Annotated in this window: 16 protein-coding genes and 1 pseudogene; 11 read left to right on the forward strand and 6 right to left on the reverse strand. The window is 60.8% G+C overall.

All coding sequences use genetic code 11. From position 1 onward, the window contains the following. Positions 1-171: 171 nt before the first annotated feature. Positions 172-483 carry a hypothetical protein gene (locus AC07VG_RS31660; protein WP_495022459.1) on the forward strand — a complete coding sequence of 104 codons (312 nt, stop codon included), beginning with the start codon at positions 172-174 and terminating at the stop codon, positions 481-483. A 142-nt stretch (positions 484-625) separates the two neighbouring features. Here the strand turns inward: AC07VG_RS31660 and AC07VG_RS31665 are convergent, their stop codons facing one another. After that, entirely contained in the window at positions 626-1,060 is a 435-nt protein-coding gene (locus tag AC07VG_RS31665; protein ID WP_495022460.1) for a rhodanese-like domain-containing protein, read from the reverse strand. Positions 1,061-1,159: 99 nt separating this feature from the next. Here AC07VG_RS31665 and ftrA point away from each other — a divergent pair, with 99 nt between their 5' ends. Both ftrA and AC07VG_RS31675 read left to right on the forward strand, forming a co-directional pair. Further along, complete coding sequence (ftrA, locus tag AC07VG_RS31670; protein WP_495001747.1) at positions 1,160-2,128, forward strand: transcriptional regulator FtrA; 969 nt, start codon at positions 1,160-1,162, stop codon at positions 2,126-2,128. 22 nt (positions 2,129-2,150) lie between these two features. Then, on the forward strand, positions 2,151-2,792 hold the full coding sequence (locus AC07VG_RS31675) for a LysE family translocator (RefSeq protein WP_495001746.1): 642 nt from the start codon (positions 2,151-2,153) through the stop codon (positions 2,790-2,792). Between the two features lies 1 nt (position 2,793). Here the strand turns inward: AC07VG_RS31675 and AC07VG_RS31680 are convergent, their stop codons facing one another. Next, positions 2,794-3,393, reverse strand: a complete 600-nt coding sequence (locus AC07VG_RS31680; RefSeq protein WP_495001745.1) for a flavin reductase family protein — start codon at positions 3,391-3,393, stop codon at positions 2,794-2,796. 199 nt (positions 3,394-3,592) lie between these two features. Here AC07VG_RS31680 and AC07VG_RS31685 point away from each other — a divergent pair, with 199 nt between their 5' ends. The 3 genes and pseudogenes from AC07VG_RS31685 to AC07VG_RS31695 all read left to right on the forward strand — a co-directional run. Beyond that, positions 3,593-4,294 carry a 2OG-Fe(II) oxygenase gene (locus AC07VG_RS31685; protein ID WP_495022461.1) on the forward strand — a complete coding sequence of 234 codons (702 nt, stop codon included), beginning with the start codon at positions 3,593-3,595 and terminating at the stop codon, positions 4,292-4,294. 105 nt (positions 4,295-4,399) lie between these two features. Beyond that, a complete protein-coding gene (gene ada, locus AC07VG_RS31690) occupies positions 4,400-5,464 on the forward strand; it encodes a bifunctional DNA-binding transcriptional regulator/O6-methylguanine-DNA methyltransferase Ada (protein WP_495001743.1) in 1,065 nt (354 codons plus the stop codon). Positions 5,465-5,515: 51 nt separating this feature from the next. Further along, positions 5,516-5,878 (forward strand): annotated as a pseudogene (locus tag AC07VG_RS31695) (AEC family transporter); the annotation flags it as partial. Positions 5,879-5,906: 28 nt separating this feature from the next. On the opposite strand, the gene AC07VG_RS31700 reads toward AC07VG_RS31695, so the two are convergent. Beyond that, positions 5,907-6,467: a TetR/AcrR family transcriptional regulator gene (locus tag AC07VG_RS31700; protein WP_495001742.1), complete on the reverse strand. Its 561-nt coding sequence runs from the start codon at positions 6,465-6,467 to the stop codon at positions 5,907-5,909. Between the two features lie 102 nt (positions 6,468-6,569). Between AC07VG_RS31700 and AC07VG_RS31705 the strand changes: the two genes are divergently transcribed. Continuing rightward, complete coding sequence (locus AC07VG_RS31705; protein ID WP_495022462.1) at positions 6,570-7,358, forward strand: SDR family NAD(P)-dependent oxidoreductase; 789 nt, start codon at positions 6,570-6,572, stop codon at positions 7,356-7,358. Between the two features lie 196 nt (positions 7,359-7,554). Here AC07VG_RS31705 and AC07VG_RS31710 read toward each other — a convergent pair whose 3' ends face one another. Beyond that, complete coding sequence (locus AC07VG_RS31710; RefSeq protein ID WP_495001740.1) at positions 7,555-8,448, reverse strand: DMT family transporter; 894 nt, start codon at positions 8,446-8,448, stop codon at positions 7,555-7,557. A gap of 145 nt (positions 8,449-8,593) precedes the next feature. Here AC07VG_RS31710 and AC07VG_RS31715 point away from each other — a divergent pair, with 145 nt between their 5' ends. Both AC07VG_RS31715 and AC07VG_RS31720 read left to right on the forward strand, forming a co-directional pair. Next, on the forward strand, positions 8,594-9,031 hold the full coding sequence (locus tag AC07VG_RS31715) for an Lrp/AsnC family transcriptional regulator (RefSeq protein WP_177097263.1): 438 nt from the start codon (positions 8,594-8,596) through the stop codon (positions 9,029-9,031). A gap of 235 nt (positions 9,032-9,266) precedes the next feature. Continuing rightward, positions 9,267-10,322 (forward strand): permease, encoded by a 1,056-nt coding sequence (locus tag AC07VG_RS31720; protein WP_495001739.1) that lies wholly within the window; start codon positions 9,267-9,269, stop codon positions 10,320-10,322. A gap of 83 nt (positions 10,323-10,405) precedes the next feature. Here the strand turns inward: AC07VG_RS31720 and mnmH are convergent, their stop codons facing one another. Continuing rightward, complete coding sequence (gene mnmH, locus AC07VG_RS31725; RefSeq protein WP_495001738.1) at positions 10,406-11,503, reverse strand: tRNA 2-selenouridine(34) synthase MnmH; 1,098 nt, start codon at positions 11,501-11,503, stop codon at positions 10,406-10,408. Beyond that, positions 11,503-12,537 (reverse strand): selenide, water dikinase SelD, encoded by a 1,035-nt coding sequence (gene selD, locus AC07VG_RS31730; protein WP_495001737.1) that lies wholly within the window; start codon positions 12,535-12,537, stop codon positions 11,503-11,505. Before selD ends, mnmH begins: the two co-directional genes overlap by 1 nt. A 214-nt stretch (positions 12,538-12,751) precedes the next feature. Between selD and AC07VG_RS31735 the strand changes: the two genes are divergently transcribed. Next, positions 12,752-13,585 carry an AraC family transcriptional regulator gene (locus AC07VG_RS31735; protein WP_495022463.1) on the forward strand — a complete coding sequence of 278 codons (834 nt, stop codon included), beginning with the start codon at positions 12,752-12,754 and terminating at the stop codon, positions 13,583-13,585. 47 nt (positions 13,586-13,632) lie between these two features. Beyond that, entirely contained in the window at positions 13,633-14,010 is a 378-nt protein-coding gene (locus tag AC07VG_RS31740; RefSeq protein WP_495022464.1) for a cupin domain-containing protein, read from the forward strand. Positions 14,011-14,117: the final 107 nt, after the last annotated feature.

Consider the following 14,117-nt stretch of genomic DNA (forward strand, 5'->3'; position numbering starts at 1 on the left):
CTGGCAAGCAGCCCGCCAGCACCATTTCCACGCAGGGCTGAATTATCAGTAAAAACACCTCACCTTTTACTCAATTGAACACCAAACACATTGAACATCATAAAAATCATAATACTTATCAACAATAAAAAGCAGATAGCAACTTTAGTATGCGACACCAAAACAACATCCATGAAACTCATCATAAATAGCACCCCAGAAGAAACCTACATCGCCGACGATTTCTATGAATGCCTCGTAAAAATCAGAAAAGAACATCAAAATATAACTTTTCTCTGCAAGGGCTCAAAAATAAATGTTCGCCCATCGAGCATGTCATCACAAATGCCCCTTGGAATAAAAGCGTATGAATTGACACTAGGAAAACCGTCTTCACCAAAAGATTTAGTAGACATTTTTGACTACGAGGAAAACGACCTCACCAACAGCCGAGAAGAACAGGAAGCCTTCTATATGAAATGGCGCGAGACACCAAAATCTTGAAATTTAAAATCGATGATATTTTATTTTTCGGTCACAAAAACAAGAAAATATAACTGCAACTAATTTGGCACCAGAAAAGACTCCTCAGCAAAAATCCCGATGACTGCTCACCGGGACCACACATCAACTACAAACCAAAATCTCAACACGCACAAGCAACCCCTAACTCCCGTTGCAGCGCCTGCTCACCTGCCAGGCCGAAGCCCTCATCCAGCCATCCCATCACCCCGCCCATCATCTCCTTCACCGGATACTCGAGCGCAGCCAGTTTCACCGCCGCACGGTGGGCGCCGTTGCAATGCGGGCCCGCGCAATAGACCACAAACAAGGTATCGCGCGGGTATTGCGCCAGGTACTCGGCGGTCATCAACCGATGGGGCATATTGATCGCCCCGGGCACATGCCCCTGTGCAAAGGCCGACTCACCCCGCACATCCACCAGCACGAAATCCAGCGCGCCATCCTGCTGGCTGGCATGCACGTCGGAACAATCAGTTTCCAAGGTCAGGCGGAGACTGAAATGCTTCAAGGCAATCGCCGAATGGGCGGCAGGGATACGACGAACCAGGCTTACCATGGTGTGGGTGCTCCAATCAGTGGGGGTGAAAGGACTTTATCCAGTTCATCATTATCGCTACAGTGGCGCACAAGACACTTACTGGTAAGTTTCCGCCATATGAATTCCTTTCCCGGTCTGGTCGCGATCCTGGCATACGATGGCCTCTGCACTTTCGAATTCGGCATCGCCGTGGAGATCTTCGGCTTGCCGCGCCCTGAGTTCGACTTTCCCTGGTATGAGCACCGTATCGTCGGTGTCGATCCCGGACCGATGCGGGCCATGGGCGGTATCCAGGTGCTGACCGACGGAGGGTTGGAACAACTTGAAGACGCACGAACCCTCATCGTTCCCGGCTGGCGCAGCCGTACCGAGCCACCTCCTGCGCAACTCATCGAGGCCTTGCAACAGGCTCATGCCCGAGGTGCGCGGATCGTTTCCATTTGTTCGGGGGTGTTCGTACTGGCTGCAGCCGGCCTGTTGAATGGCCGACAGGCGACCACCCATTGGCGTTACACAGAAGAACTCGCCGAGCGCTTCCCTGCTATCGAGGTGAATCCCGATGTGTTGTATGTCGACGCTGGGCAAATCATCACCTCAGCTGGCAGCGCGGCCGGTATCGATGCCTGCCTGCATCTGGTCGCTCGTGACTTCGGCACCCAGGTAGCCAATACCGTGGCCCGGCGACTGGTCATGTCGCCTCAGCGCACCGGTGGCCAGGCGCAATTCATTCCGGCGCCGGTCGGTCGTACGCCACGCAATGATCTGTCACGGGTCATGCAATGGGCCCGGGAACGCCTGCATGAACCGCTGGAGGTCCGCCAACTCGCCAGCCAAGCCGCCATGAGCGAGCGTACCTTCCTGCGACGCTTCAGCGAGGCAACCGGCATCACCCCCAAAGCCTGGTTGCAACACGAACGACTGGCCAGAGCCCGAGAATTACTGGAAAGTGGCAATGAAAGCAGCGACCGTATCGCCGAACAATGCGGTTATCGCTCCGTCGAAAGCTTTCGGGTTGCGTTTCGCAGCCTGGTCGGTTTGCCACCTTCGGTTTATCGCGAACGCTTCGGGCAAGCACACAGACATTGAAGACCAGTGAGGCACCTCCCCCATGGATACCCAGAACTTGATGTACGCAGGCCCCTTGATCTCCCTCGCCCTGCTCTGGGCCGTCGCGGTGGTCACGCCAGGCCCCAATTTTTTCACCACCGCCCAGCTCGCCGCCGGTAACTCGCGCAAGCATGGCGTGGTCTGCGCACTGGGTGTCGCCACCGGGACTATTCTCTGGGGCCTGGCCGGCGGGTTGGGGATCAAGTCGCTGTTTACCGCCGCACCATCGCTGTACCTGGCGCTGAAGATCGCCGGTGGCGCTTACCTGATCTACCTCGGCATCAAGCTGTTCGTGCGCAAACAACCCACCAATCCCGGCCAGCAACCCACACTCCACGAACCCAAACGCAGCCTGCTCTCGGCCTATAGCCGAGGCCTGCTGGGCAATATGACCAACCCCAAGTCCGCACTGTTCGTCGCGACCATCTTCGCCACCACCATGCCCAGTTCCCCACCCGCCCCGCTGCTGGCCATGGCCGTCGCGATCATGAGCGGTCTGTCCTTCTGCTGGTACACCAGCGTGGCCCTGGTGTTTGCCAGTACACGGATGTCAGCCTTCTACAGCCGCTGCCGCAAAGGCCTGGATCGCTTTGCCGGGACTTGCTACCTGCTGTTCGGCGCTCATCTGATGGCGAATCGCTGAGTCAAGGACGCAGGATTTCACCGTCCACCGCGTCGCCGATTTTCAAGAAGTGCCCGCCGGCCACGTGGTGCAAGGTACGCAACTCATCGTGCCCCGCAAAATGCCAGCGCCCTTCGCTAAATACCCGCGAATCAGCCTGGGCTGAAATAACTTCGGCCAGGAACAGATCGTACTGCTCATGATTATGCGGCTCCGGCAGCAAGCGGCACTCCAACCAGGCAACACAGCCCTCCAGCATTGGCGCATCGATCTTCTCGCCCTTGAAGGTTTCCAGGCCATAGGCATCGAACTTGTCACGGCTATGACTCTGGGTCAGCTCAAGGCCGGAGGTTGTGCCGACGGTTTGCACGACATCGGCCTGGGCCACACAAGGCACGTTGACCACGAAGGTCCCCGAGGCTTCCAGCAAACGCCGTGTCCAGGTGGACTTGTCGATCACCACTGCAATCTTCGGCGGGTCGAAATCCAGAGGCATGGCCCAGGCCGCCGCCATGATATTGCGCTGGCCATCGTGAGCAGCGCTGACCAGCACCGTAGGACCGTGATTGAGCAGGCGATAGGCTTTGGACAAGGGCACGGCAAGACGATGGACGGCGGACATAAGCAATGTTTCCTGACAAAAATACAAAAGGAACATCCTAGGGGAGCACACCAGGGAAACACAGCCCCCCTCGGCCAAAGAAACTGCATCGTTTCGTGTCTGCCGCTGCCTGAACAATTCAACCGCAAGAGTCGGAGTGTTCGCGCTCGGCGGCCTTTCTAGACTGCACGCCTTACCGGATACGCCTGGAGGCAGTCTCATGCACACCCGAATACAATCACTGGATTGGCCGGCGATCCGTCGCGACCTGGACCAGCAAGGCAATGCCCTGTTGCCCAATCTGCTAAACCCCGAAGAATGCCTGGAACTCGCCGCCCTGTACCCGCGCAAAGAGTCTTTCCGCTCCCGGGTCGTCATGGCCCGCCACGGTTTCGGTCAGGGTGAATACCAATACTTCGCCTACCCGCTCCCGGCGCTGGTTCAACAGTTGCGCACCACGCTCTACCCACCTCTGGCAACGATTGCCAATGACTGGAACGAGCGCATGCATATAGCCGGATCGTTTCCCGAGACACACCAGGCCCTGCTCCAGCGTTGTCATGACGCCGGCCAGCAACGCCCCACGCCCTTGCTGCTGCAGTACGCAGCCGGCGACTACAACTGCCTGCACCAGGACCTGTACGGCGAACAGGTGTTTCCATTGCAAGTCGCCATTCTGCTGTCACAACCGGGAGAAGATTTTACCGGCGGCGAGTTCGTTCTCACCGAGCAGCGCCCGCGTATGCAGAGTCGCCCCCAGGTGGTCCCGCTGAAACAAGACGACGCCGTGATTTTTGCCGTGTCCCAACGCCCGGTTCACGGCACGCGGGGGTCCTATCGCGTGAATATGCGCCATGGCGTCAGCCGCGTGCATACAGGCCAACGGCATACCCTGGGCATCATCTTTCATGACGCCACCTGACATCCCGCTCACAGTCGGTAGAATTCAACCGCAAGACTCGGAGTTTTCCCGTCTCGCCACCCGCATAAGCTGAGCGAGAACTGAATCTTCCGACAGGAGAACACCATGAAAACTTCGCTCCAGGGACAACCCGTGGAAAATGATCCGCGCTGGCAAGCGGTACTGGCGCGAGACGCCAGCGCCGATGGGAGCTTTGTCTACGGCGTCAGGACCACAGGTGTGTATTGCCGCCCGAGCAGTGGCGCGCGTCGGCCCAATCCGGAAAATGTCGAATTCTTCGAGACCTCCGAGCAAGCTGAGGCCGCCGGTTACCGGCCAAGCCGGCGGGCCGCCGCCGACCAGACCTCGATCAATGAGCAACACGTGGCCCTGGTGACTCGGGCCTGTCAGCTTATCGATGCGTCTGAAACCTCGCCCTCGCTCAATCCCCTGGCCGAACAACTGGGGCTGAGCCCCTTCCACTTCCATCGGGTCTTCAAGGCCGTCACCGGTCTGACGCCCAAGGCCTACGCGACGGCCCACCGCGCCGGCAAACTACGGGCGCAGCTGGCACGCGGCGGCTCGGTCACCGAGGCCTTGTACGAAGCCGGGTTCAACGCCAGTAGCCGCTTCTACGAAGCGTCCGATGGCGTTCTGGGCATGAAACCCAGCGACTATCGCGCCGGCGGCACCAACACCGATATTCGCTTCGCCATCGGCCAGTGCTCGCTGGGGGCGATCCTGGTGGCCCAGAGTGATCGAGGTGTCTGCGCGATCCTGCTCGGTGATGATCCGGATGTGCTGGCCAAGGACCTGCAGGACAAATTCCCACAGGCCCATTTCATCGGCGGCGACACCGATTTCGAGCAACTGATCGCCAAGGTAGTGGGCTTTATCGAAGCCCCGGCCATTGGCCTGGATCTGCCGCTGGACCTGCGCGGCACGGCCTTTCAGGAACGGGTCTGGCAGGCATTGCGCAATATTCCGGTAGGCAGTACCGCGAGTTATGCCGATATCGCGCAGATGATCGGTGCGCCGAAATCCTTCCGCGCCGTGGCTCAGGCCTGTGGCGCCAACTGCCTGGCCGTGGCGATTCCCTGTCATCGGGTGGTGCGCAGCGACGGTAACCTCTCAGGGTATCGCTGGGGCGTTGAGCGCAAACGGCAGTTGCTTGATCGGGAGGCACACTAGTTCGCAACCATACAGGGTGTGCGGCGCCCCCTCAGGTAACACGGTGTGTTGAACCGCCTGGGACCCAACGCGGCCTCGGAAATCAATCGCATGGTGGTCTGGCTGTGCCTGCCAGCATTGCTGTTCAAGGCCACGGCGACCTGGGAACAGATCCGGCACCCGGGCTTTGTCCTGGCCTTTACCCTCAGCACCTTGGCGATGTTTGTCCTGACCTTGTTGCTGCGTTGGCGCAAGGCCGGGCATTTCGCCGACGCAAGCATCGATGCCCTCAGCGCGTCCTACGCCAATACCGGCTATATCGGGATTCCGTTATGCGTGATGGTGCTCGGTCAGAATGGCCTGGAACCGGCGCTCTCGGTGGTGTCGAGCACCATCTTGTTTTCCACGCTGGGATCACTGGTGACGCTGTCGATCTGTCTGTACGTGATCGGCAACTGAGGTCCTAATCCCCGGACGCCACATCCTGCGCCAATAGCCACTTGCGCGTGTCACTGAGCAGCTCATCGGCCAACAGTGGGTCATCACAGACCCGCGCCAGCACCATGGCTCCGACCATCGCAGCCCAACTGCCAGTGGCGGCGCGGCGCTTTTCCTCGGCCGTGGCACCGGGCATATGCTGGCCCAAGCGCTCGATCTGACGACGAATGCTCCCGGTCATCTGCGCCCGTGCCTCGGGGGCCTGGCGGCTGGTTTCCGATGCCAACCCGGCCATCGGACAGCCGCCGGCACAGTCCTTCAGGTGCGCGGCACTCAGATACTGCGTGACATAAGCAGTCAGGTCGGCGCCCGCCGGCACCGCCGTCGAAAACACATGGGCCAGGGACTGAGCCACGAGATCATCCTTCGAGGCGAAATACCCGTAGAAGCCGCCATGGGTCAGCCCGGCCGCCTTCATCACCTCCGACACCGTGACCGCCTCATAACCCTTGGCCCGAAACAGCCGACCGGCGGCTTCAAGGATATTGCGCCGGTTCTCTGCCACCTGCTCGCGACTGACCTTCATTGGAAACCTCCGCTAATAGGCTTGACAGTATACATGACAGCCATCATATTTGTTAAACATGACAATTGTCATGAATAAATCAACCCGCTGAGGATTACCGTCATGACAGTCAAACCCACCGTTCTGATCACCGGCGCTTCCACCGGTATCGGTGCCGTTTATGCCGACCGCTTCGCCAAGCGCGGTCATGCTCTGGTGCTGGTGGCCCGGGATAAAGCGCGCATGGACAGCCTGGCCGAACGGCTGCGGCGGGAAACCGGGGTTTCGGTGGATGTGCTCCAGGCCGACCTGACCAACGCCGCTGATCTGGCCCGTATCGAGGCGCGGGTTCGCGACGATGCGACTATCGGCATTCTGATCAATAACGCAGGGATGGCCGGAGCCGGGACTTTCCTGGAACAGACACCGGATGCGGTGAGCCAGGTCATCAACCTCAACATCACCGCCCTCGCCCGCCTGACCAGTGCCATCACGCCACGCCTGGTCCAGGCCGGCACGGGCTCGATCATCAACATCGCCTCGGTGGTGGGCCTGGCGCCGGAACTGCAGATGGCGGTCTATGGGGCGACCAAGTCCTTTGTGCTGTTCTTCAGCCAAGGGCTGAATATCGAACTCGGCGCCAAGGGTTTGTATGTGCAGGCCGTCCTCCCGGCCGCCACCCGCACCGAAATCTGGGAGCGCTCGGGCAAACGGATCGAGGATCTGTCGGCGGTCATGGAAGTCGATGACCTGGTGGATGCGGCGCTGGTGGGCTTTGATCGTCGTGAAACCGTGACCATTCCACCGCTGCCCGATGAAGGTCAGTGGCAAGCCTTTGAAGCCGCTCGCCTGGCAATGCTGCCGAACTACCTGCAGGTGCTGTCGGCGGCGCGTTATCGCAATGGCGTCTGAGGTCAATGTCTCTGCGCAATAGAGAGCGTTTTGACCCTGACCCGGCCACTGCGGCCAACACGCTCATGGCAGGAGCCAGCTTGCTGGCGATGAGGCCCGCAAGCCTTGCACCGCTCTTGCTGACGTCATCGCCAGCAAGCTGGCTCCTACAGTGCGGCGTCAAACCTGAGCCTGGTGAACTGCGGCTCCTGCAACATCAGCGCACCAGCACCCGCTTGAAACCCAGCGTCCAGCCCTGCTGCATCCCCGCCGCGGCCAGCAGGATGGCAATCACCCCGAGCCACTGCACCAACACCAACTGATGACCGAAGGCGAACCAGTCGACGAAGATCGCCGCAATCGGGTAGATAAAGGACAACGCCCCGGTCATCGCCGTTGGCAGTTTCTGGATCGCACCGTACAACAGCACATACATCACGCCGGTATGGACCAGCCCCAAGGTCAGCAGGCTACCCCAGGCACTCACCTGTTGCGGGAACGCCGAAATATGCGCCCAGGGCGCCAGTAACAACACCCCGGTGCAGACCTGGACCAGGGCAATCAGGTGCGGTGGCGTGCCCGTCAGGCGTTTGATGATCAGAGCGGCAATGGCGTACAACAACGCCGCCCCCAATGCCAGGCCGATGCCCAGCAGATACTCGCCACCGTGCTCTCCCGGCTGCCCGTGGGCACTGACAATCGCCAGCATCCCGACAAAGGCCAGGCCCAACCAGAACAGTTTCTGCGCAGTGATCTTCTCGCCGAGAAACAGCGCCGCCAGGCCCACCAGCATAAACGGCTGGACGTTGTAGACCGCCGTGCCGATGGCAATCGAAGCCCGGGAATAGGAGGCGAACAGCAGCACCCAGTTACCGACGATCGCCATGCCACTGAGCACCGCCAGCAGGAAGGTGGTGCGGGTCAGGATGCCCGGGCGCAGAAAGCCCATGACGGCGCAGATCAGCAGCAAGGTCAGGGCCCCGAACAGGCAGCGCCAGAACACCACGTCCAGCACCGGCTGGCCGGACACCAGCACGAACCAGCCGATGGTCCCCGAGATCAACATGGCCGCGACCATTTCCAGCGAGCCGCTATGCAGTGATGTATTCATGAGTGAGTTCCTGTGAATAGGCCCTTGGCAGAGGGCAAAAGTATGCCAAGTCGCCTGCACGCTTCACCAGTAGCAGAAATAGGCTAGACTCTGCTTTCGCCTTTCTTATCAAGGCAATTTTAATGATTGACCTAACGAGGCAGCCATGACCGACGAAATCGACCACTTGTTGATCAGCGCCCTGATGAGCGACTCGCGCAGCTCGCTCAAGGCCCTGGCGCAGGTCAGCGGCCTGTCTTCCCCCAGCGTCGCGGAACGCTTGCGCCGGCTGGAAGAGCGTGGCGTGATCAAGGGCTACACCGTCGATGTAGAACCCAAATCGTTCGGCTACCTGTTGCAGGCCATCGTGCGTATTCGCCCCCTGCCCGGCCAGTTGCAGGAAGTCGAGCGGCAGATCCAGGCGATTCCCCAGTTCACCGAATGCGACAAGGTGACCGGCGACGATTGTTTTATCGCCCGCCTGCATGTGCGCGACATGGAGCAACTCGATACGCTGCTGGACCGGCTCAACCACCATGCCGAAACCAATACCGCGATCGTCAAGAAGACACCGATCAAGCGCCGCTTGCCGCCGATGACTTGAAATAACCGGCCCGGCGCCGTCGCGGAAAAGCAGACCCAGGCCCCGGGAAATGCGCCGTCAAGCAGGTCGCCCGACGTGCGTGAGCCGGCGACGGTACAGGGTCGGCACGCTATAAGAAGTCGCCCACACCCTGATAGGCCGAAACCTTCAACATACGTGGGGTCCAGCGGCTGGCGAAGGCCTGCGTCTGGGTTATCATTCACCCATCATCTTTCATCCACCGGATACCCTCCCCATGCCCACTCTTACCCAAGCCGTCCCCGACCGAGGCTGGTCGCTCTGGTGGAAACCGCTGCTGTTTCTCGCCGTCGCCGCCATCGGCCTGTACTACGTCAAGTGGTCGCCCTACTACGCCAAGGCCTTCGTTGCCGCCGACAGCCACAGCATCGGCGCCTCGATCATCAACGACAATCCGGCCTCGCCGGTCGCCGCTGCGCTGGCCTATGCCCAGGTGTATTTCCTGGCGATCTGGAAAGCCGCGGTGCTGGCGGTGATTCTCGGCTCGCTGTTGCAAGTACTGATTCCCCGCGACTGGTTGCTGCGCCTGTTCGGTCGCGCCGGTTTCGCCTCGACCCTGCGCGGCGGACTGTTCGCCCTGCCCGGCATGATGTGTTCGTGCTGCGCGGCACCGGTGGCCGCCGGGATGCGTCGGCAGAATGTCTCGGTGGGCGCGGCGCTGGCGTTCTGGATCGCCAACCCGGTGCTCAACCCGGCAACCCTGGTGTTCATGGGCTTCGTACTGGGCTGGGGTTTCACCGCGATCCGACTGGTAGCGGGCCTGGTGCTGGTGCTGGGGGTTTCACTGGCGGCACAACGGGTGGCTCGCCCGGAAATCCTGCCGGAAGCGGCGGTGGAAGCCGTGGTCGATGCCAGCAGTGCGGACCAGCGCAGCTTCATGGCGCGCTGGGGCAAGACCCTGTGGCAACTGTTCTGGACCACCATCCCGATCTATATCCTGGCGGTGTTGTTGCTCGGCGCGGCGCGGGTCTGGCTGTTTCCTCACGTGGATGGCGCCATGGGCAACAGCCTGCTGTGGCTGGTGCCGCTGGCAGTGATCGGGACCTTGTTCGTGATTCCGACAGCGGCTGAAATTCCCATCGTGCAGACCATGATGACCCTGGGCCTGGGCACCGCGCCGGCGGTGGCGCTGCTGATGACCCTGCCGAGCATCAGCCTGCCGTCGCTGCTGATGCTGCGCAAGGAATTCGACGCCAAGGTGCTGGTGACCGTGGCGGTGTTGACAACGCTGGTGGGTGTGCTCAGCGGGCTGGTGGCCATGCTGGTCTTGTAAAAAACGCCGCGAAACCCTGTAGGAGCGTCGACCGACCGTTCCTACAGGCTCCGTGGGTTTCCAGAAATTTGGCAGGTGCCTATTCAACCCTGTTGGCGGCGGCTCCTGAGATACTCCAGCACCGCCGCCTGCTCCCCGGAAAACTCGATCCTTTCGCCTTTGCTTTCACGCTGGAAGGCGTACATCGGGTCGTAATATTCGTTCAGCAAACCTTCGATCCAGCCCCGGTGCAGATCCACCGCGCCGCTGCCTTCCTGTGCCTCCAGCGCCGCCTGCATCAAGGCCTTCAGCCGCTGGTGCCGCTCGCCACCAAGGCGCTTGTGGATGTTGTCCAGGCTGCCCAGCAGGCGCTCGGCAAACAACTGGAAACCCTGTTCGGCATACACGCCGACAAACTCCGCGCAGAGCTCAACCACATAGTCGCGCAAGATGCGCTCGACCCGGCTTTCCAGGCTGTCCTCCAGCCAGACCACGGGAAACCGTTGCATCCCCTGGTACAGCACCAATGGCAAGGCACAACGCCCCACCATGCGGCTTTCATCTTCCAGCACAAAGGACTCGATGCCCCGCTCCTGCTTCTTCAGCAGGTCCACAGCCAGGCGGTTTTCAAAGTCGATATTCGACGGCTGGCCGGTGGCGCGTTTGCCAAAGCTGGAGCCACGATGGTTGGCGTGGCCTTCCAGGTCCAAGCTGTTTTCCAATTGGACGATCACATCGGTCTTGCCCGTGCCGGTCATGCCCCCGAGCAAGACGAAGTCGGCCTGGGCCACGGCCTGCTCGACGGTTTGCAGCAGAAAGCTGCGCATGGCCTTGTAGCCACCGCCCACCCGCGGAAAATCGATCCCCGCCTCAAAGAGCCACTGCTGGACAATCTGCGAGCGCAGCCCGCCACGGAAGCAATACAACACGCCGTCGGGATGGGCGCGGGTGAAATCGATCCAGGCCTGCAACCGGGCCGCCTTGATCTCGCCGGAAACCAACTGGTGCCCGAGGACGATGGCGGCCTGCTGGCCGTGCTGCTTGTAGCAAGTCCCCACCCGTTGCCGTTCGAGGTCGGTCATCAGCGGTAGGTTGACCACCCCGGGAAAGGAACCCTTGTCGAACTCGACAGGCGCCCGGGTATCCATCATCGGTGTGTCATTGAGAAACAAACGGCGGTAGTCGGTGATATCAACGGACATCAATACACCTCTACCGCGTGGCTCTGTCGCGCCACCAGTTGGCCAATGGGCTCCAGACTCAGGCCCAGTTCGGCGGCCACGGCGAGGAACTCGGCCTCGCCTTCGGCGTTGACCGCCACCAGCAATCCACCACTGGTCTGCGGGTCGCAAAGCACGCGCTTGTGCAACTCGCGCAGGGGGCCGACCTTGCTGGCGTAGCTGTCGTAATTGCGCAGGGTGCCGCCGGGAACGCAGCCCTGGTCCAGGTAATACTCGACCATCGGCAGGCGCGGCACCTGTTCGTAGACGATACGCGCGGTCAGGCCACTACCATCGGCCATTTCCACCAGGTGACCCAGCAGACCGAAGCCGGTGACGTCGGTCATCGCGGTTACGCCCGCCAGCTTACCGAAACGACTGCCGGGTTTGTTCAGGGTACACATCCAGTCCCGGGCCACGCCCAGGTCTTCGCTGCGCAACTTGCCTTTCTTTTCCGCGGTGGTGAGCACGCCGATACCCAGGGGTTTGGTCAGGTACAGCTTGCAGTCGGCGGTCGCGGTGTCGTTGCGCTTCATATGGCGTTTCTCCACCAGACCGGTCACCGCCAGACCGAAAATCGGCTCGGGGGCGTCGATGGAGTGGCCGCCGGCCAAGGGGATCCCCGCCGCGTCGCACACCGCACGACCGCCGCGAATCACTTCACGGGCGATTTCCGGGGCCAGCACGTTCACCGGCCAACCAAGAATGGCGATGGCCATGATCGGATCGCCGCCCATGGCGTAGATATCGCTGATAGCGTTGGTGGCGGCAATCCGGCCAAAATCGAAGGGGTCGTCGACGATCGGCATGAAAAAGTCGGTGGTGGAGACCACTCCGCGCTCTTCATCGATGGCATACACCGCGGCATCGTCGCGCGAGGCATTGCCGACCCAGAGTTTCGGGTCGAGGTTCTGCGCGCCACTGCCGGCCAGGATGACTTCCAGCACCTGGGGCGAGATCTTGCAGCCGCAGCCGGCGCCGTGGCTGTACTGGGTCAGACGAATCGGTTCGCTCATCGGTACACCTCAATCCGTTTCAAATTCGTCGAGTTTAACAGACCCACCGGCACCCGGCCCGGATCAGGCAGGGCTCAGTGCGCCTGCGACCACCAGTGTGCTTCCCCCGCCAGTTGGCACGGAGGTGGAGATCGAGGGAGGTCGAGTGAAGGATTGAACGGCGTTTTCCTTTACCATCTGCTCACTTCGCACGGTAAAGGGAGCAGCAGGCCATATGGATCAGCACACAGCAATGACCGACTGGGTCCGACGGGCCCCACAATCCAGTCCGCTGGAGCGCATTGAAGCGTTCTTTGCCGGCCATGGCTTCACCCCTCATCGTCATGACACCTACGCTATCGGCCGCACGTTGTCCGGCGTGCAGAGTTTCAAATATCGCGGTAGCCAGCGCCATAGCCTGCCCGGCGGCACCCTGGTATTGCACCCGGATGAGGTTCACGACGGCGAGGCCGGGACGCGGGATGGCTTCAAGTACCGCATGGTCTACGTGCAACCCTCCTTGATCCAGTCGGCGCTGGGCGGGCAGCCCCTGCCTTTTGTTCCAGGCGGCATCAGCGACGATCCGCGCCTGCGCCGGGCCACCGAAGCTCTGCTGCAGGGCATGGATAACGCCCTCGATCCACTGGAGGAGGAAGACGCGCTATTCGACCTGGCCCAGACCCTGAATACGCTCAGCGGCGCACCCCGGCAGCAGCGCAGCTTCGATTACCAGGCGGCGGAACGGGCCAGGGAGTACATCCACAGCGCCCTCGATCGCACGGTCAGCCTCGATGAGCTGGCCGAACACAGCGGGCGCGATCGCTGGAACCTGTCACGTGATTTCCGAATGCTGTTCGGCACCAGTCCTTATCGCTACCTGAGTATGCGCCGCCTGGACCTCGTCAGATCCCTGCTGATTCAGGGTCGATCACTCGCCGAAGCCGCATTGATCGCCGGCTTTACCGACCAGAGCCACATGACCCGCCAGTTCGGCAAAACCTTCGGCCTGTCGCCGGGACGCTGGCTGAACATGCAGAGCCTGCACAATCGTACAAGCGGTCGACGCTGAAGCGCAGCTAGGCTGGGTCTTGAATCATTCCCTCAGAGATCTGGCCCATGAATACTCCGCACCTCCCTTCGCCCATCAATTTCGCGCAGAAACTTGCTCTGTTCGATGACAGGTGGAAACCCAGGGTGATCGCCGAAATGAACGACTATCAGTTCAAGGTGGTGAAGATCGAAGGCGATTTCGTCTGGCATTCCCATGCCGACACTGATGAGACATTCATCATCCTGGAAGGCGTGCTGCGCATCGACTTTCGCGACCGCCAGGTGCATCTGGCGGCCGGCGAAATGCTGGTGGTGCCCAAGGGCGTCGAACACAAGCCGTTCGCCGAGCGCGAGGTCAGGATGCTGTTGATCGAACCACGCGGGGTGGTCAATACCGGGGACGAAGGTGGGGAAATGACGGCGAGTAATGACGTCTGGGTCTGAGATGCCTGTAGATCCGAGAGCGCCACAAAACCTGTAATTGGATGGACTCGCCCAAGCCGAGGCGTCTGTAGCGCCACGGTGGCATTCTAATGAAGCCAACGACAGCG

Source organism: Pseudomonas sp. GW821-FHT03C07, assembly GCF_059420925.1.